This window comes from Virgibacillus sp. NKC19-16, assembly GCF_021560035.1.
GTDB lineage: Bacteria > Bacillota > Bacilli > Bacillales > Amphibacillaceae > Virgibacillus_L > Virgibacillus_L salidurans.
In genome coordinates this window covers 355,291-372,883 of record NZ_CP074373.1, presented here as the reverse complement: position 1 = coordinate 372,883, position 17,593 = coordinate 355,291, and the positions used below count along the sequence as shown (strand labels likewise).

General features: G+C 39.8%; 20 protein-coding genes. 11 read left to right on the top strand and 9 right to left on the bottom strand.

All coding sequences use genetic code 11. The features are described 5' to 3' along the window. Together KFZ58_RS02040 and KFZ58_RS02035 are read left to right on the top strand one after the other, a co-directional pair. Positions 1 to 501: a toxin-antitoxin system TumE family protein gene (locus KFZ58_RS02040; protein WP_235793210.1), complete on the top strand. Its 501-nt coding sequence runs from the start codon at positions 1 to 3 to the stop codon at positions 499 to 501. 135 nt (positions 502 to 636) lie between these two features. Next, positions 637 to 2,253, top strand: a complete 1,617-nt coding sequence (locus KFZ58_RS02035) for a catalase (RefSeq protein WP_235793209.1) — start codon at positions 637 to 639, stop codon at positions 2,251 to 2,253. Between the two features lie 44 nt (positions 2,254 to 2,297). Here the strand turns inward: KFZ58_RS02035 and KFZ58_RS02030 are convergent, their stop codons facing one another. Further along, entirely contained in the window at positions 2,298 to 2,732 is a 435-nt protein-coding gene (locus KFZ58_RS02030) for an SRPBCC family protein (RefSeq protein ID WP_235793208.1), read from the bottom strand. A 178-nt stretch (positions 2,733 to 2,910) separates the two neighbouring features. On the opposite strand from KFZ58_RS02030, the gene KFZ58_RS02025 reads away from it, so the two are divergent. The 4 genes from KFZ58_RS02025 (at position 2,911) to KFZ58_RS02010 (ending at position 5,928) form a co-directional block, all read left to right on the top strand. Further along, the gene (locus KFZ58_RS02025) at positions 2,911 to 3,279 is read left to right on the top strand and encodes a GntR family transcriptional regulator (protein WP_370642486.1); all 369 of its coding nucleotides are present in this window, start codon (positions 2,911 to 2,913) and stop codon (positions 3,277 to 3,279) included. Next, a complete protein-coding gene (locus tag KFZ58_RS02020) occupies positions 3,276 to 4,148 on the top strand; it encodes an ATP-binding cassette domain-containing protein (protein ID WP_235793206.1) in 873 nt (290 codons plus the stop codon). The genes KFZ58_RS02025 and KFZ58_RS02020 overlap by 4 nt, the downstream gene beginning before the upstream one ends. 1 nt (position 4,149) lies before the next feature. Next, positions 4,150 to 4,947 carry a hypothetical protein gene (locus tag KFZ58_RS02015; protein WP_235793205.1) on the top strand — a complete coding sequence of 266 codons (798 nt, stop codon included), beginning with the start codon at positions 4,150 to 4,152 and terminating at the stop codon, positions 4,945 to 4,947. A gap of 138 nt (positions 4,948 to 5,085) precedes the next feature. Then, positions 5,086 to 5,928: an aldo/keto reductase gene (locus tag KFZ58_RS02010; protein ID WP_235793204.1), complete on the top strand. Its 843-nt coding sequence runs from the start codon at positions 5,086 to 5,088 to the stop codon at positions 5,926 to 5,928. Between the two features lie 62 nt (positions 5,929 to 5,990). Here KFZ58_RS02010 and KFZ58_RS02005 read toward each other — a convergent pair whose 3' ends face one another. Beyond that, on the bottom strand, positions 5,991 to 6,701 hold the full coding sequence (locus KFZ58_RS02005) for an EcsC family protein (protein ID WP_235793203.1): 711 nt from the start codon (positions 6,699 to 6,701) through the stop codon (positions 5,991 to 5,993). A 220-nt stretch (positions 6,702 to 6,921) separates the two neighbouring features. Between KFZ58_RS02005 and KFZ58_RS02000 the strand changes: the two genes are divergently transcribed. After that, on the top strand, positions 6,922 to 7,908 hold the full coding sequence (locus KFZ58_RS02000; RefSeq protein WP_235793202.1) for an acrylyl-CoA reductase family protein: 987 nt from the start codon (positions 6,922 to 6,924) through the stop codon (positions 7,906 to 7,908). An 82-nt stretch (positions 7,909 to 7,990) separates the two neighbouring features. Here the strand turns inward: KFZ58_RS02000 and KFZ58_RS01995 are convergent, their stop codons facing one another. From KFZ58_RS01995 to KFZ58_RS01970, 6 genes are all read right to left on the bottom strand, one after another. Then, positions 7,991 to 9,730 carry an ABC transporter ATP-binding protein gene (locus tag KFZ58_RS01995; RefSeq protein ID WP_304956811.1) on the bottom strand — a complete coding sequence of 580 codons (1,740 nt, stop codon included), beginning with the start codon at positions 9,728 to 9,730 and terminating at the stop codon, positions 7,991 to 7,993. Positions 9,731 to 9,762: 32 nt separating this feature from the next. Next, entirely contained in the window at positions 9,763 to 10,227 is a 465-nt protein-coding gene (locus tag KFZ58_RS01990; RefSeq protein ID WP_235793200.1) for a nucleoside deaminase, read from the bottom strand. A 285-nt stretch (positions 10,228 to 10,512) separates the two neighbouring features. Continuing rightward, positions 10,513 to 12,111, bottom strand: coding sequence for an ABC transporter permease (locus KFZ58_RS01985; protein ID WP_235793199.1), 1,599 nt, complete (start codon positions 12,109 to 12,111; stop codon positions 10,513 to 10,515). Beyond that, a complete protein-coding gene (locus tag KFZ58_RS01980) occupies positions 12,111 to 13,025 on the bottom strand; it encodes an ABC transporter ATP-binding protein (protein ID WP_235793198.1) in 915 nt (304 codons plus the stop codon). The genes KFZ58_RS01985 and KFZ58_RS01980 overlap by 1 nt, the downstream gene beginning before the upstream one ends. After that, positions 13,022 to 13,669 (bottom strand): TetR/AcrR family transcriptional regulator, encoded by a 648-nt coding sequence (locus KFZ58_RS01975; RefSeq protein WP_370642394.1) that lies wholly within the window; start codon positions 13,667 to 13,669, stop codon positions 13,022 to 13,024. The genes KFZ58_RS01980 and KFZ58_RS01975 overlap by 4 nt, the downstream gene beginning before the upstream one ends. A gap of 176 nt (positions 13,670 to 13,845) precedes the next feature. Then, positions 13,846 to 14,439, bottom strand: a complete 594-nt coding sequence (locus KFZ58_RS01970; protein WP_235793197.1) for a lysophospholipid acyltransferase family protein — start codon at positions 14,437 to 14,439, stop codon at positions 13,846 to 13,848. A gap of 329 nt (positions 14,440 to 14,768) precedes the next feature. Between KFZ58_RS01970 and KFZ58_RS01965 the strand changes: the two genes are divergently transcribed. After that, positions 14,769 to 15,341: an REP-associated tyrosine transposase gene (locus KFZ58_RS01965; protein WP_235793196.1), complete on the top strand. Its 573-nt coding sequence runs from the start codon at positions 14,769 to 14,771 to the stop codon at positions 15,339 to 15,341. 82 nt (positions 15,342 to 15,423) lie between these two features. Continuing rightward, positions 15,424 to 16,026 (top strand): Uma2 family endonuclease, encoded by a 603-nt coding sequence (locus KFZ58_RS01960; protein ID WP_235793195.1) that lies wholly within the window; start codon positions 15,424 to 15,426, stop codon positions 16,024 to 16,026. A 32-nt stretch (positions 16,027 to 16,058) separates the two neighbouring features. On the opposite strand, the gene KFZ58_RS01955 is transcribed toward KFZ58_RS01960, so the two are convergent. Further along, positions 16,059 to 16,748, bottom strand: a complete 690-nt coding sequence (locus KFZ58_RS01955; protein WP_235793194.1) for an RluA family pseudouridine synthase — start codon at positions 16,746 to 16,748, stop codon at positions 16,059 to 16,061. Positions 16,749 to 16,921: 173 nt separating this feature from the next. On the opposite strand from KFZ58_RS01955, the gene KFZ58_RS19280 reads away from it, so the two are divergent. Continuing rightward, positions 16,922 to 17,197 (top strand): GntR family transcriptional regulator, encoded by a 276-nt coding sequence (locus KFZ58_RS19280; protein ID WP_370642393.1) that lies wholly within the window; start codon positions 16,922 to 16,924, stop codon positions 17,195 to 17,197. 5 nt (positions 17,198 to 17,202) lie between these two features. Continuing rightward, entirely contained in the window at positions 17,203 to 17,589 is a 387-nt protein-coding gene (locus KFZ58_RS19275) for a GntR family transcriptional regulator (protein ID WP_370642392.1), read from the top strand. The last annotated feature ends 4 nt before the right edge of the window (positions 17,590 to 17,593 follow it).

The window sequence follows — 17,593 nt, the reverse complement described above, 5'->3', positions numbered from 1 at the left end:
TTGGCATATGATAAAGATGAACTACTCCTCCCTGCAGATATTGACGATATACTTGTAACATATGGATATTTACTAAAATCTTATAAGCATTTATATAACAGGAACTCTATTTTTGCCAACTTTAGAAGAACGAATAAAAGGCTCGAGGTATTATTCCCTCTTATAGAACATCCTGTGCTTGGAATCACTGGTTTACATGCAGTTGAAAACTATAATGAAAAGGGATATATCCGATTATATCAATATAACTGGAAAATAATTATCCCGAAGAAAAGTATTCAACTTAGTCATATTTCAGGTTGGGGAAATGACCCACATAATGCAGAATGGACTCCGGATGAATTTAAAATTGAGACCGAACCTCATCACCATCATTATGATCCGCACGATAGAACGAAAAGAAGAGCAAATTACGATGTGCGATCTTTAGAGCAAGCCTTCAACTTCATCAAGAAGTATATAGAAACAGGAAAAGAATATAACCCCCATGATATATACTAACTAAAAACAAGGATAATATTGGTCATTTTTGGCAACGTTATAGGTACATGCATAAACCAAAGCACAGCCTCATTTCACCTGAGACTTGCTTTAGAAATATGCTATGCAAATCTATAATAAATCGGAGGTAAAAGTATGGCCAAAGATCATTCAAACGAAACCAATCACCAAACACATATCGAAAATGAAGACACACTTACAACGAGACAAGGGCATCCAGTTACAAACAACCAAAACATACGAACAGTAGGCAATCGCGGCCCGGCGACACTTGAAAACTATGATTACATTGAAAAAATCAGCCACTTTGACAGAGAAAAGATACCAGAGCGCATTGTTCATGCCCGTGGTACAGGTGCTCATGGGTATTTTGAAACATATGGAACTGTTGGCGGAGAACCTGTTTCAAAGTATACACGGGCGAAAGTTTTTCAGGAAAAAGGGAAGCAGACGCCGCTCTTCATTCGTTTTTCAACGGTGGTGCATGGCACGCATTCCCCGGAGACACTTCGGGACCCTCGTGGATTTGCCGTAAAAATGTACACAGAAGATGGAAACTGGGATTTAGTTGGAAACAATATAAAAATCTTTTTTATTCGCGATGCCATGAAATTTCCTGACATGATTCATGCATTTAGACCCGATCCCATAACAAATATTCAGGATAATGAACGTTTCTTTGATTTTTGTGCAAATTCACCCGAATCCTTTCATATGGTTACATTTATTTATTCGCCATGGGGAATCCCGGCAAACTACCGGATGATGCAAGGGTCGGGAGTTAATACGTATCGGTGGGTGAACAGTGAAGGCGCGGCCGTACTTGTTAAATACCACTGGGAACCAAAACAAGGCATTAAAAATTTAACACAACAAGAAGCGAATGATATTCAAGCAACAAACTTTAATCACGCCACACAGGATTTATATGACGCAATTGAGCGCGGGGATTATCCAGAATGGGAACTTTTTGTGCAAATTATGAGTGACGAAGCGCATCCTGAACTGGATTTCGATCCACTTGATGATACAAAGATTTGGCCACAGGACCAGTTCCCTTGGCTGCCAGTCGGAAAAATGGTCCTAAATAAAAATCCGGAGAATTATTTTACAGAAGTAGAACAGGCCGCATTCGGCACGGGAGTACTTGTTGACGGACTTGATTTTTCCGATGATAAAATGCTGCAGGGCAGAACGTTTTCCTATTCCGATACACAGCGCTATCGTGTGGGGGCCAATTATTTGCAAGTACCGGTTAATGCTGCCCAAAAAAGAGTAGCAACCAATCATGAAGGCGGGCCAATGCGGCAATCAAACGATAAAGCACCTGGCCAAAACCCGCATGTTAACTATGAGCCATCTATCTTAGGTGGTTTAAAGGAAGCAGAACAAACCGGAAAAGAACATACACCAAAAGTCGAGGGAAAACTTGTACGGGAATCCATCGAACGAAATGACAATACGAGGCAAGCAGGTGAAACCTTCCGCTGGTTTGAAGACTGGGAAAAGGATGATTTGATCACCAACCTCGTAAATGATATTTCCGAGTGTGACCAACGAATTCAAGATAAAATGATTGCACTTGCAGAGGAAGCGGATGAAGAATATGGACGCCGCCTGCGAGAGGGATTGGATGAAGCTAAGAAAACAAAGGATAAAAATAGTTCCAGTAAAAATCCACTTGGAAACAAAGATGCTGAAAAATCGCCAGAACAGGCGATTGAAAAAGGCCATGATTCTGAGCCGTATTAAATACTAGACAGAGTGCCCCTTTCTATAAATCCAAAGGGGGCACTCTACCTATTTTCCGCTAATTGTTTTATCTTCCTTTTTGCTATAGCTGAAAATTTAGCCGATGCCTCTTGGTAATCTTCTCCATTAGACAACAAAGAAAAATCGCCATGTCTTAATCTCAGTCTTGTACCGTCACCATGCATCAGTATTTCAAAACTATAAATGATCTCCCCAAGCTTTGGTGTTACTTCCCAATTGGATACATACAGAGCTATTTGCATTTCTTTTCCCTCTTCTGCTTTAACTACGGTATTTTTTGAAAAGCTACCATCAGGAAAATCCCAAATTATTTCACTTCCTACATCGAGCACTTCTTCCGGAAAGTCATCCGGCAAATCGTCCCATTCCCTAATATATTTCGACTTTATAAGTACATCCCAAACTTTTGAAAGAGGAGCGTGAATAATAATTTCATCGGTTACGATTAAGGTAGCCATTCCCTGTGATTCCTCCTGTTATCTATCTTAAGTCCTTTCTTGATTAGTTTATAACCGGAATCCTAATCGTATCCATATTTCTCTTGACAAAAGTAAACTTAACAAATATGGTTATATGGATAACCATATAACCATAGCAGAATATAACTAAAAACAAAGTGGTGATTACCAGTTGAGTATGGCATTTGATACGAACAAACCTATTTTCATGCAAGTACGAGAGCGAATTGAAGATCAAATTGTAAATGACCAACTGAAAGAAGGAGATCAGGCGCCTTCCACGAATCAGCTAGTTCATTTTTACAAAATCAATCATGCTACCGTGTCAAAAGGAGTAACACAGCTGGTTGATGAGGGAATTATTTATAAAAAACGAGGTGTTGGTATGTTTGTAGCGGAAGGCGTCAAAGATAAACTTATTCAAAAACGAAAAGAAGCATTTGTCAGTGACTATGTCATGCATCTAGTACAAGAAGCGGATAAATTAGACATATCTGAGGATGAAATATTTGCTTTAATTAAAAAGGTAAAAGGCGGTGACATATGATGTTTGATATAGAATTGAAAAATGTATTCCTAAAATATAAGGATTTCGAGGCACTAAAAGATATTTCATTGCAGCTTGAAGCAGGAAAAATCTACGGACTTCTTGGTAGAAATGGTGCTGGAAAGACCTCTCTCCTTTCTCTACTGTCCTCTCTTCAGGTAGCAACAGAGGGCACAATAAAGGTCGGTGGTGAAACGGCTTTCGAAAATGCAAATATTATGCAGCATGTAGCTTTTCTCTATGAGTCAGACTTAAGCGATGAACATGACAAGAGTAAGTCCATGCTTGACATTGTTGAAAGGTACCGACCTTATTTTGATGCGGAATATGCGATGCACCTAGCTGATCGTTTTAAGCTTCCACTGGATAAACCGGTCAATAAACTGTCAAAAGGGATGCAATCTACACTTGGTGCAACAATGGGATTAGCTTGCCGTGCACCAATAACCATTTTTGATGAGGTATATCTCGGCATGGACGCACCCACGAGAGAGATTTTTTATCAAGAATTACTGGAAGACCAAAACAATCATCCGCGCACCATTATTTTATCAACACATCTTGTTTCTGAAATGGATTATTTATTTGATGAGGTGATTATTATTGATAAAGGTGAACTTGTTCTGCATGAAGAATATGAAAAACTGGTGTCCAAAGGGGCTTCTATTACTGGCTCTTCAGGGGAAGTAGACGAATTTGTCAGTAGTATGCCCCAATTGCGTGAACAACAATTAGGAGATACAAAATCCGTTATGGTATATGGCCGTCTAAATGAAGAATACAGGCTAAATGCACGGCAAAAAGGGCTTGAATTAAGACCTATTTCCCTTCAGGACTTATTCATTTATTTAACAAGTGAGGAGGTTTAGTATGAACCAACAATCTTTCTTCACTAAAGTTGCTCAGGATATGTTTTTAGCACAATTGAAATGGTCTTTATGGTTCCTTTCATTTATCTTGTTAGCCCATATTGTGATGATTATAATGGAAGTATCCATAGGTATTGATGGCGGGATCGGAGACTTTTTATACTTTTCTCATGGTTCCAGCAAAATTTATATGCTTGTAATCGGCATTCTCTCAGCCTATGCATTCCTGACTTTTTATCTCAATCATGGCGTGACCCGAAAAGATTACTTCACAGGGTCAGCGTTGGCTGCAGCTGGAATTGCTATTGCCATTGCTGTCATTGCGAGCGTGTTAACTGGTCTAGAATATGTCGTCATGGAAATGACCAATTTACCTGTTACATTTGATCGGTCCATGGCAGGTAACGTTATCGAGACCTCTGATAATAGTATTAGTATTTTTCTGCCAAAGGCAATTCTTGGTTCGTCAATCCTGATTCACAGTAGTAGCTGGCTAGTATCACTGCTGATGTATACCTTAAATATACTCATCTATTATATCATTGGCTGGTTTATCGGTGCAGGATACTATCGATTTGGATGGCTCATTGGTTTGGGATTTATCACAAGTGCCCTTGTGTTTATGGTCATTGCCGATTTGCTTTGGGGGACCGAACTAGGAGAACCTCTGTCAAACTGGCTCCCATTCGACTCCATTAATTTGCCGGTATATGGAGCTACAGCAGGAACCATCCTTTTAATCGCTATTATATTATGGTTGATCCGATTACTAACAAAAAATATAACGATTAAGATGTGAGATCTGATTACTTTTTGGAAAACATCTAATGCTTTAGCATATTGGCATTAGGTGTTTTCTCTTTTTTCAGTTCATAAATTTGAACTTCTACTTAAATGAGTGGTAATCTTGAAATAATAATGAAAGGAGTGATTGGCTATGAGTAACTCAATTCCTAAGATTACACTCAATGATGGCTTGACTGTGCCGGTCATAGGTTTTGGAACATTTAACCTTAATGGAAATGAAGGCGCTAACGCTATAACTAATGCAATGGATGTAGGCTATCGACTCATTGATACTGCTTATAATTATGAAAACGAAGGTACTGTAGGTGAAGCGCTGAGGCGCAGTTCTATTCCGAGAGAAGACTTAAGAATTACATCCAAATTACCAGGGCGTTATCAAACATATGATAAAGCGGTTACTACCATTCAGGAATCTTTATACCGCGCGAATTTGGACTATTATGATTTATATCTCATTCATTGGCCCAACCCAATACAAGATACATATGTGGAAGCTTGGCAGGCGCTAATTGATGCTAAAAAATGGGGATTAATTCGTTCTATCGGTGTGTGTAACTTCTTGCCTGAACATATCGATCGTTTAGATAAGGAAACAGGTGTTAAGCCAAGCATTAATCAAATAGAATTACATCCATTTTTCAACCAGGAAGACCAAAGAAAATGGCATGAAGAAAATAATGTTCAGACACAATCCTGGAGTCCTTTGGGTCGGGCAAATGCAGTCTTACAAAATGAACAGATTCAAAGGATTGCCGACCAGCACAACAAAACAATTTCACAAGTTATTTTACGCTGGCATTATCAACTAGGGGCAATTCCAATACCTAAATCTGCAACTTACGTGCGACAGTTAGAAAATATATCGATTTTCGATTTTTCGCTTGATGATACAGAAATGAGTACGATCGCAACATTAACTCGCCCTGATGGCAGAAATAAAGATCAAGATCCAGCTACTTATGAAGAATTTTAATGATTTAATGGGGCCTGTCCCTCCCGTGCTAAAGTGATAAAGCGGGGAGGGACAGGCCTCTTTTACAGTTGCAAAAACCGCAATCGGTAAGCATTCATCGCTGTTTCCCCCAGTGTATCAAGGAGATTATGATTGGCATACGCTCCTACAATTGCGCCAAATCCCGGAATTAATTGCAGCATTTTAATTAGATCAATATAATCTCGGTACTCCTGTTGAAAGACACGCCAATCCATATCCAATAGCTTTCCCTTTTCAGATTCCCAATTCGCTATGATACGAAAGGTTTTCCTCCGCCTTTCGTCACTTGAAAATGCAAGCTGGAACACATGTAAAATGAACAGACGCTCCTCATATTCCTTTGTATCATATCCATAGACGGCCGCTGCTTCGAACAAAAATTTCATCTTTATCGATAAAAGCAACGGAAAATCAGCAAGTCCGAGGAAGATACCTCCTGCACCTGTGCCCGCCCCTTCAATAACTGCTGTTTTCCGGTAAGATGTCAGCTTTTCCTTCATGAGCTCATCCCTGTCATACAAATTTACGCCAGCTGGTTGTTGCTTTGCCTTTGTAATATTCGATCCGACCAAGGTCGCCTTTACCATACTTTTTATACTCTCTGTAATAATTTTATGGGCTCTCTCGGGAATCAGGCCATTCACTTTTGTTTGTGCTTTCTTCGATAACTGATTGAATAGACTGGACCGCTTCAGAACTTTTTTCCTCCACACCTTTATATCCTCATGTACTCTCAGTTCATATTCTGTCATTCAAATCATCCTCTTTTTCCCCGTACAGTATACGTTATTCTATGGAAAAAGATGCCGTTTTGCTTTTTTGAGTGGAATATGATGTTCCGGCTTGTGATAGGAATATATGCTACATATTACGGCATAAGCTAAAAAAGAATACCAGTATGTTTTGCTCCGATATAAAAAGGATATATGATAAGGTATAGCTATTCTAATAGAAAAGGACGGGATCAATAAAATGGACACTTTTCAAGCACTTGTGTTAGATAAAGAAAATGAACAAAGCCGTTTAGAAGTTAAAAGTTTAACGATGGAGGATTTACCCGAAGGAGAAGTAACCATACAGGTTGCCTATTCCAGCATTAATTATAAAGATGGGATGGTTGGTATTAAAAATCAAATGGTTGAATCTTACCCTCACGTCCCAGGGATTGACTTAGCCGGAACTGTAATCGATTCTGCAGATGGAAGTTTTAAAAAGGGAGAGGAAGTCATTGTAACAAGTTATGCTCTTGGAACAGAGCATTCTGGCGGGTTTAGCGAGGTTGCAAGAGTACCCAAGGATTGGGTCGTACCGCTACCAGAAGGCTTATCCCTCAAAGAATCAATGGCCCTTGGCACAGCTGGATTAACGGCTGGGTTATCGATCCAAAGACTTGAGGACAATGGCCTAAACCCAAGTAAAGGCTCCGTACTCGTTGCAGGAGCTACAGGTGGTGTCGGCAGCCTCTCTGTAGATATGCTAGCTAAAAAAGGATACGACGTTACAGCGAGCACTGGAAAGTCCAGTGAAGCAGAATACCTGAAAAAATTAGGCGCAAAAGAAATCATAGATCGGGAGGAAGTGGCCGATACAGACGGAACGCCAACAAGAAAGAAAAAGTGGGCAGCAGCCGTTGATCCAGTCGGCGGGCAAACCCTACAATATATGCTGAGCAGCCTGAAATACGATGGATCTGTTGCTACCAGCGGGCTAGTGGGCGGCGTCGAAGTCTCTACAACCGTCCTTCCATTTATCTCCAGAGGGGTGAACTGGCTCGGCATTGATTCTGTTCAATGTCCGATGGAGTTACGCACGAAAGTCTGGAACCGTTTAGCTGACGACTTAAAGCCTACATTTCTTACAGGAGACGTTGTCAACGAAGTATCGTTGGAGGAAGTTCCAAACATGCTAGAGGAAATTTTAGAAGGAAAAGTCCGTGGACGGACGATTGTTAAGCTGTAGAGTTTATGAAGGGGCCTGCCCCTCGCTACGCTAATGTGCTAAAGTAGTGAGGGACAGACCCTTTGCGTTAGGCATCTTCGCATCACGATAGCTGCTGCTTGGCAAACTCGCGATACAGTGCATGGGTTTGCGTCAATTCCTCATGCGTCCCGCTCCCAGTCACCTTCCCTTTTTCTATAAAAATTATTTTATCAGCATCTGTAATGGTTGATAATCGATGTGCAATAACAAAGGTTGTACGCCCCTCCATCAACCGAGTCAACGCCTGCTGGACGATCTTTTCCGATTGGCTATCCAGGCTTGCGGTTGCCTCATCCATCATGAGAATTTCAGGGTCCCTTAGAAAGGCTCGTGCAATGTTAATCCGCTGTTTCTGTCCTCCTGAAAGCTTCACACCACGCTCCCCGACTTTGGTATCGAGGCCTTCTGAAAATGTCTTAATAAATTGATCCGCATAAGCCATTTCAGCAACTCTCCATAACCGTTCATTTGGTATGCTTTCGGATTCCGCTAATCCATATGTTAAATTTTCACGGATAGTTCCTGCCATCATCGCACTTTCCTGCGAAACATACCCAATTTGATCGCGCCAGGATTTTATCGACAGTTCTGTTATAGATGTGCCACCGACCCGTATATCTCCTGCAGTTGGCTCATAAAATCGCTCGATCAGCCCAAATAATGTTGTTTTACCGCCACCACTTGGTCCTGCAAAAGCGATCTTTTCACCAGGTTGCGCTTCAAAGGAAACATTTTCTAGTACAGGTTCATCCGCATTATAGGCAAAAGATACATTTGAAACATAAATTGCTTCATTCGATATATCCTTCTCCATACCGGATTGGCCCACCTCTTGCGGTAAATCCATGATATCAATAATTCGTTCTGTCGCTCCTTTTGCTTTCTGTAATTGGGTAAAAAACATGGCAAAAGTCGTAATCGGCATAATGATTTGGAAAAGATAAAGTAAAAATGCAACAAGGGAGCCTGTCGACATCGACCCTTCAGCAACTCGTATACCGCCATATCCAATGATAACGACGACAACTATCATGATAATCAGATACATAAGGGGACCGATCAGGGCAAAGATACGTGCTTCCTTTAATCCAAATGTAAGCAATTTTCCAATGTCTTTTATTCCATTTTTCTCTTCAACAGATTCAGCAGTTGAAGACTTCATAAGGCGAATCTCAGCAAGTGTTTGTTGAATATTCCCTGTAAAAGTTGCTGTTTCGTCCTGCAGACCACGTGAGATTTTCGCCATTTTGCTGCCAAGCGGAATCATCAGAACAATTGTAAACGGAACGGAAATCAACATAATTAATGTCATTTTCCAGTCCATAATCAGTAGGATCGTCACTGCCCCAATAATGGAGATGATGCCCGTGATGAATTGCGGGAAGTGCGTTGAAATTAAATCTCTCACAATCCCTGTATCATTAACAACACGACTCACCGATTCACCGCTTGTCTTTTTATCAAAATAACTTACTGGCAGTCGAATCAGTTTCAACCACATAAACTCCCTTAGTCGTGCAACGATTTGTTGTCCAACTGAAGCTAGTAGATAGGTAGAAAAGCCATCAATAACTGCTTGTAAGATAAATGCTGCCCCAATAGCAATGATGATCGTGGCGCTTATTGATTCCACCGAAAAGCCATCCACTATTTCTCTTGTCAGCAATGGGATGGTGAGTCCTACAAGTGTTGTGATAACACTTCCGATTAGACCTAATGTTAGAGCTAACTTTGGGATATTAGTTGATAGCAAGAGGGAAATGAAGGCTTTTAGACCTTTGTTATTTTGTTTATCTTTCATCACATAGCTCCTAACTTGATTGGTGTCTTTCCCTACTCAACAAACTTCTTTCGCTCTTCCCATAAATTCATTGGATTTTCTTGCCCTTCATTCAAAGGCATCTGTATCATTGAAAGTTCGCGTTCTGATTTCGGCTTTTGCAAGTCTTCATATATTTCTTTTGCCTTCCCTAATCCCACTTCAACCGCCTCCTCAAGCGATGAAGAGTAAAGAACCTTTTCAATCCCTGCTAAGTACATTGCCGTTAAACACATCGGGCAAGGCTCCCCGCTTGCATACATTATGTAACCTGATAGATCATTCGTTTGCAATTCGTTCTGAGCTCGCCGAATAGCCAGCAGTTCTGCATGTCCACTAACGTCATATGTTTCATGTAGTTCGTTAACACCTTCAGCTATAGCATTATTATCTTTTACAAGTACTGCACCAAACGGTTGGCCACCATCTTTTACATTTTCTACAGCAAGTTCTACTGCTCTTTCCATGAATTTATCCATTTTTCATTACCCTCCATTCATTGTGAAAAAATTACATCGCATATTGAACCAGACGAGCTTATTGTTATACGTATTTTACTACAGAGTGATCTATATGGGCAAATGGCGGCAGTTCAGGAATAAAGTAATAAAATCATAATTTATATGGTGGAATCGATCGAATTCGCAAAAACTTCGCCCGAACCTACCGGAACATCGCTCTCATTACATTATTGCGTTAACAGGAGGCAGGACAGACCCCAGTTAATCAAACGTTTGATTAACACGGAGCCTTCCTCACGTCTCTTACCCTTCAATATCCCGCTTCCTATACCCAATAAATCCAACAATCATCAGCACAATTGCAATAACTGTCAGCATAATAACCGGCGCCCATTCCATATCTTCAACTGGAAGCTGAGGAATATAGCCATACGGCGAGAGCTGTCCAACCCAATCTGGGAATTGGAATAATCCTCCTAAATAAAGAACAATGAAGGAGTAAAATACATAGAGCCAAATGATACTAGTCAGCCTTGGAAGAAAACCAATAATCAATACAGCTAATCCAATCATAACAAGCATTGCCGGGTAGTATACTAGGGCCGACCCATATATCGTTCCAAAATCAAACCCATCTTCCATAACAGCGGCTCCCGCAGCCCATAGACCAATGGCAGCAAGAGAAATCATAATAAATCCATTAACAACAGAAATTGCAACATAACTCCCCATCAGCTTAGTACGGGAAACAGCTCTTCCAAGCAAATGTTCAATCCGATTCTTTTTCTCTTCCCCATATAGTTTATTCATTGCCATGATGGGAGGTACTGTTGAGAGCAATGCCATTACAATCATCAACATCGGAATAAATTGCTCTGTTAGTGTGTATCCTTCCTCTTCCATTAGCATTTGTTCCATGACCTCGTTGCCTTCAAAAAAGGATTCCAAATCACCCATAACGGATCCATAAGAAATACCCATCACAAACATACCAATCGCCCAAGCAATCATTCCAGTCCGCTGAAGTCTTAACGCAAGACCTGTAGGGCCTTGTAAAAATGAGGAAGCATGTTTTCTACCTGGTCTAGCCGGGAAAAATCCTGCTTCCAAATCACGAACAGCATTCAAATAATTGGCAAGGATAAATAGAATGATAGATACACCGAGCATCAATACAATCGGCCACCAATTATTCGTGGCATAAGCCTCTGTCTGTGTCACCCAGCCTAGAGGGGAGATCCATGATAACGTTTCGTTACCTACATCTCCAACTGCACGAACAAGATAGGCAATAATGAGTACCGCTATGGAAAAACCAGTCGTACCGCGGGAGCTCTCTGAAAGCTGTGCAAATAGGGCAGTCACTCCAGCAAAGAAGATACCAGTTGCACCTAATACTACGCCATATAGAAGAGATCCTTCCAGATCCATACTTTTTATTCCTAATGCATATAATCCAAAACCAGTGATTAGCGCTAAAATCACATTCGTTATCACTAAAACAAATAAGGTTGCATTTAGGTTAGACAACCGTCCTACCGGTAAGGAACGAACCATCTCGATACGTCCATCTTCTTCATCTGCCCGTGTATGTCGAGTCACAAGCAGAATACTCATTATCCCGACAACAACTGCTGTAAGAAGCAACATTTGATGTGCTGTCATGGCGCCAATGGTATAATTACTTAAATCACCCGGACCCACCATTGCTGTCATCGCCGGATTTTCCATTGTTTCAGCAATACCTTCTCTGTCTTGTTCTGATGGATATAAATCTGCAAAAGCAATCGGCACAATTAATGTAAAAAAGGTAATCCCGATTAACCATAATGGAATACGAATGCGATCCCGCCTTATAATAAAACGAGACAGCGCACCAGTTTTTTTCATATTATCTGCCATTAGGATGCACCTCCTGCCCCTGTCTCTGCTTGCTCCCCGCCTTCATAATGACGCATAAATAAATCTTCCAATGTCGGTGGTGCGCTTTCTAATTTCACAATACCAAATTGACTTATATGCTTAATAACTGTGTCCATTTCTTCTGAATCTACCTGAAACGCAAGGCCTTGTTGCTGTTCTTCAATGGCATGAACACCATTTAACTCATGTAAAGCCGTAATGGGTTGTTTTGTTTCAACTAGCAGATTGTTGCGCGTTAAATGACGTAGCTCATCTAAAGAGCCGCTTTCAATAATTTCTCCTTCACGAATAATAGCGACTCGATCACATAACTTTTCAACTTCTGATAAAATATGGCTAGAAAGCAGAACACTTTTCCCTTTCCTTTTTTCTTCCATGACACAATCCTGAAAAACTTGTTCCATCAATGGATCTAATCCTGAAGTCGGTTCATCTAATATATAAAGGTCCGCATCAGACGAAAAAGCCGCAATTAAAGCGACCTTTTGCCGGTTCCCTTTGGAATAGGTCCTACATTTTTTTGTTGGATCTAATTTGAATTTCTCAATGAGTTCCTCGCGCCGATTATTATTATTCCCACCACGCAGTTTCACAAATAAATCAATAACTTCTCCACCTGTTAAGTTTGGCCATAGATTTACATCACCTGGAACATAGGCAATATGCTTATGAATCTCAACCGCATCTGCCCAAACATCCTTACCAAAAATCTTTGCTCCCCCTGCTGTTGCCTTTAAAATACCGAGCAGCACCCGAATGGTCGTTGATTTCCCTGCACCATTCGGGCCAATGAAACCATAAATCTCCCCTTCGTTTACTTCAATGTTCACTCCATCTAATGCTGTAAATTTCCCGAATTTCTTTGTCAGGTTATTTATTTGCAGTACGCTCATTTGAACTCCCCCTCTTGTTTATAGAAACTTGTTTTTAAAATTTCCAGATATTCGTCGAATTCTTCCCAATAGGGTTCTAAGTCGATAAATGATATATTCTGACCTTTAAAGAAGTCCATTAATTCACTTTGGTATCCCTCTATCGACCAGCGGATAAGCTTATATACTTTTTCTACATTGACATCTCCCCTGAATAAACTTGTATCTACATTATCATATAAAAGAGAATATCCTTTTATTTGTAAGTCATGCAATCTCTTTTCCAACCCTTCTGGTAGTTGCGCTTGATCATCCAAGTAGATATTCCCAATAAAATTACTGACATCCGGATGATTATAGTAATAGTTCGATTTAACTTGAGCAATCTGCTTCAACCGCTCTACAAAGTCAGATTCCTTTGTATCAATAAGACTGAAATATTCATCAATCATCACGTTAATCGCATAATCGATTAGATAATGATAAAGCTCTTTTTTGTTATTAAAATAGTAAAAAAGCATTCCCTTGCCTATTCCAGCATTTTTCACAATCCGGTTTGTTGAAGCTTGCTCATAACCGTTCTCTGCAAATTCCTTAAGTGCTGCATTTAAAATACGCTGTTGTTTATTTTCATCGAGGTTATTAAATGTCTTTGTAATAGCCACTCACTCCCCCTTTATAGGTTTATATTCAGTGTGATTTATAAATAGACCATATCGGTCGATTTGAGTGTAACATTTTAGACCACGTTGGTCAATAGAGGAGAACATCTTCAAAAGGGGACTATCCCTCACCGCGTTAATGCTTTAACGTGATGAGAGACAGTCCCCTTTAAGTATAACTACTTATTATTTAACTCTTTCTGTAGATTTTTTAGTTCTCTGTTAAGCTCATCCATCATTACTTCTAGTCCTTCTTTTCTTGATAAATGATTAGGTAAATAAATTGGTTCGCCATAGATTATTCGTGGTTTAATTCGCTTGAATAAATCTTTGAAATTGTTCGGCCCAGCATAAGCCACAGGAACAATGGGAACCTTGGAATGGCCAGCGATCGTAACCGCACCTCTCTTTAATGGAGTCTCTTCACTTGTCCTTGTACCACTTGGAAATATACCTACTACTTTATTTTCTGCCAGTAATCTTCGCGGAGTTTTGATCGTACTAGGACCAGGATTCTCACGATCGACAGGAAATGCATTTAATTTTTGCATTAACCATTTTAGAAAACGTGTCTCGAATAGTTCTTTTTTGGCCATATAATGTATTTTGGTAGGCAGAACTGAAACCCCAAGCCACAATATATCAACCCATCCTGTATGTGTACACGCAATAACAAATCCACCTGATTGTGGCATGTTTTCCTTTTGATAGACACGTAACCTACCGAATAATCCTAATATGACCCTTAAAAAATTAGCTGCAAAAGTATACATTTGATTGATCTCCTTTATGTAACTCAATTCTTAGTACATTCATTTTATCACAAAGTAATAATACCTGGTACTAATTTTGAATTTTGGGGTCTGTCCCCCACTACGCTAAAGCTTTAATTCGGTGAAGGACAGACCCCCTTTCAGACCCCCTTTTAAAAAAATTGTAAATTTATGATTTACACTATAATTCGATAGTAGTTTTTCAATTTTCATAAGGAGAAAATTACATTTTAGGTAGGTAAAAGCATGCCAAAATCGGCTTTTGTATAGTTGATTTGTTCATCTAAGCAGGGTAGAGTCATATTATTACTGGAAAAGGAGAATCATTAATGAGCCGAAAACCTCGAATATGGTTTCCAGGAGCTACTTACCATATTACCGCTCGCGGAAATCGACGTGATAGCATATTTTATGATTTAGATGATTATCAGTACTACATGGATCTTATCAGTTCTTGCAAGGAAGACTTCCCTTTTGTCCTCCATGCATATGGTCTTATGCCGAATCATATTCATCTGCTTCTAGAAACAAAAGAAGATCCGCCCGGAGCGATCATCAAATTCATCCATTCCCGGTACGCTATATATTTTAATAAGCGTTATGAATTATCAGGCCATGTGTTCCAAGGTCGTTTTTATGCAAAATTAATTGATACGAGCGATTACTTTCTTAAAGCAAGCAGATATATCCACTTGAATCCGGTTGAAGCGGAGATCGTAAACAAACCTGAAAATTATGTCTGGAGTAGCTATCCTAGCTATATGACTGAGGGCAAAGATGACGCATTACTCGAAACCAAACGCGTATTATCTTATTTTCAAGAACCACAAAGGAAAAAATACTGTTCCTATGTAGAAAGTACAGGAAATGAGACAGTCCACAATAGCACTGTAACGCATTAAATCGGCGGGAGACAGGCCTTTCATAGCGACGTACATTGCTCTATGGTATACTATTATAAACAAATAGATTGGAGGTATGATGATGAGCGATGAATATAATGGTAACAGTAAGAACCGCGGTACTGATCTAATAAAAGAAAGCAACCTTACCTATGATGACTATGCTTCAATTGATGATGGAAACCGCTATGAACTAGTTAATGGCCAATTAGAATTAATGAGCCCAGCGCCCACCGTGACCCATCAGATGATAAGTTTTCAGATGCAAAAAGATATTGCTAAAAGCTGTGAATCAGATTATATTATTTTAAATGCCCCTATTGATGTCATATTGGCTAATAATGAAGTAAGGCAGCCTGATCTTGTACTCATCCACAGGGAACGAATGAATATTATAAGTAACCGCGGTATAACAGGGCCGCCAGACCTTGTTGTAGAGATCCTTTCCCCGTCTACATTAAAACGGGATAAAATCGATAAACTGAATACGTATGCAAATTTCCACATTCCCGAATATTGGATAGTAGAACCTAAGACAGGCATCTTAGAGCAATATTCTCTACATGCGGAACAATATGACCTTGTGAATATATTCCAAAAAGACGAACAAGTAACTTCTCCCCACACCCCTTGTATATCTTTCACCATGACTGAAATAATGAGCAATATTCCTAGATTAAAATAAAACAGGGACCTGTCCCCCATTACTTTAACGCGTTAATGTGGCGAGGGACAGGCCCCAAAAAGATTCCACGGATGTTCTCTTGGTGGATGCGAATCTACTGTAATTATTTCCTTTTTCGTTGGATGTTCAAAGGATAAAGAATGAGCCCATAAGGCAATTTGCTGTCCAGGCTTATTTACATGACTTCCATATTTCTGATCCCCATAGATTGGGATTCCTATTTCTGCTAGCTGAACACGTATTTGATGAGGTCTTCCTGTTTGAAGTTGAACCGATAACAGACTTAATGCTTGCGTTTGGGCTATCGTCTTGTATTCAAGCAACGCTTTCTTGGCTTTTTTATGATGATCCGGAACTGCATACACTTTGTTTTCCTGATGAATTTTGCTCAGGTAATGCTCTAATTTTCCTTGCCTTTTATCAGGAACCCCTCTTACAACAGCTAAATAACTTCTTTCCATTGCTTGTCTACGGATCACATCAGACATGCGGGATGCTGCTTTGGACGTTTTAGCAAAAACAATCACACCTCCGACGGGGCGATCTAATCTGTGAACAAGTCCTAAGAAAACATTGCCCGGTTTCCGGTAGCGAACTTTAATGTCCTGCTTAAGGTATGTAAGTAAATCTTTATCCCCTGTGTTATCTGCTTGTACAGGTATATTTATCGGCTTTTCAACAATAAGCAAATGATTATCTTCATATAAAATAGGAATTTCCACGTGTACCAATACTCCCTTTAAAAAATAATTGCCACGGACTCAGGTCAGCCCGCTCCTTACATTGTACGTTGTTTTCCAAATGAAGCAAACATCCCACGCAATATATTATATATCAATGTATGTCATTTTCATGTATACTATATAAAAGGAATTCTATACAAGGGGGAACAATAATGCCAATACCAAATGATCATTTAAAACCAATTCGTCAGTCTGCGAAGGAAAGTGCATTCAACCAAATTCAGCAATGGATCATCGATGGGACATTGTTGCCCGGTGAGAAGTTGCAGGATATGGAACTTGCCAACGCATTAAATGTAAGCAGAACCCCAGTCCGGGAATCACTTCAGCTGCTTGAAGTACATGGATTTGTAAAAATGTATCCAGGGAAAGCAACACAAGTAACAGAAGTTGAAAAAGAATCCATTAATGAACTCCTCCCCCTCTAGCGGCATTGCAGGCATTATCCGCCGAACTTTCGATTGACCATCTAACGGATGATATCATTGATTTACTTACACATACAAACATGCGGTTTGCAGAGGCGATCCGTTCGGAAAATTTTTATGCTGCTTTGAAAATTGATGAAGAATTTCACCAAATTATTGTGGATACCGCGAAAAATAAATATATCTCTGGTCTAATAAGCTCCTTGCAGGCACATGTTAGAAGACTGTTTTACCATAACTCGATTGTTCTAACAGAAAAATCAATAGAAGAGCATAAAACAATCATCGAATTAATACAACAACACAACAAGGAGGAAGCCTCATCCGTTATGAAGGAAAACTGGCTCCGTTCAATTGAGGAATATTATGCACGTAATTTGGAACAAAAGTAAAAGC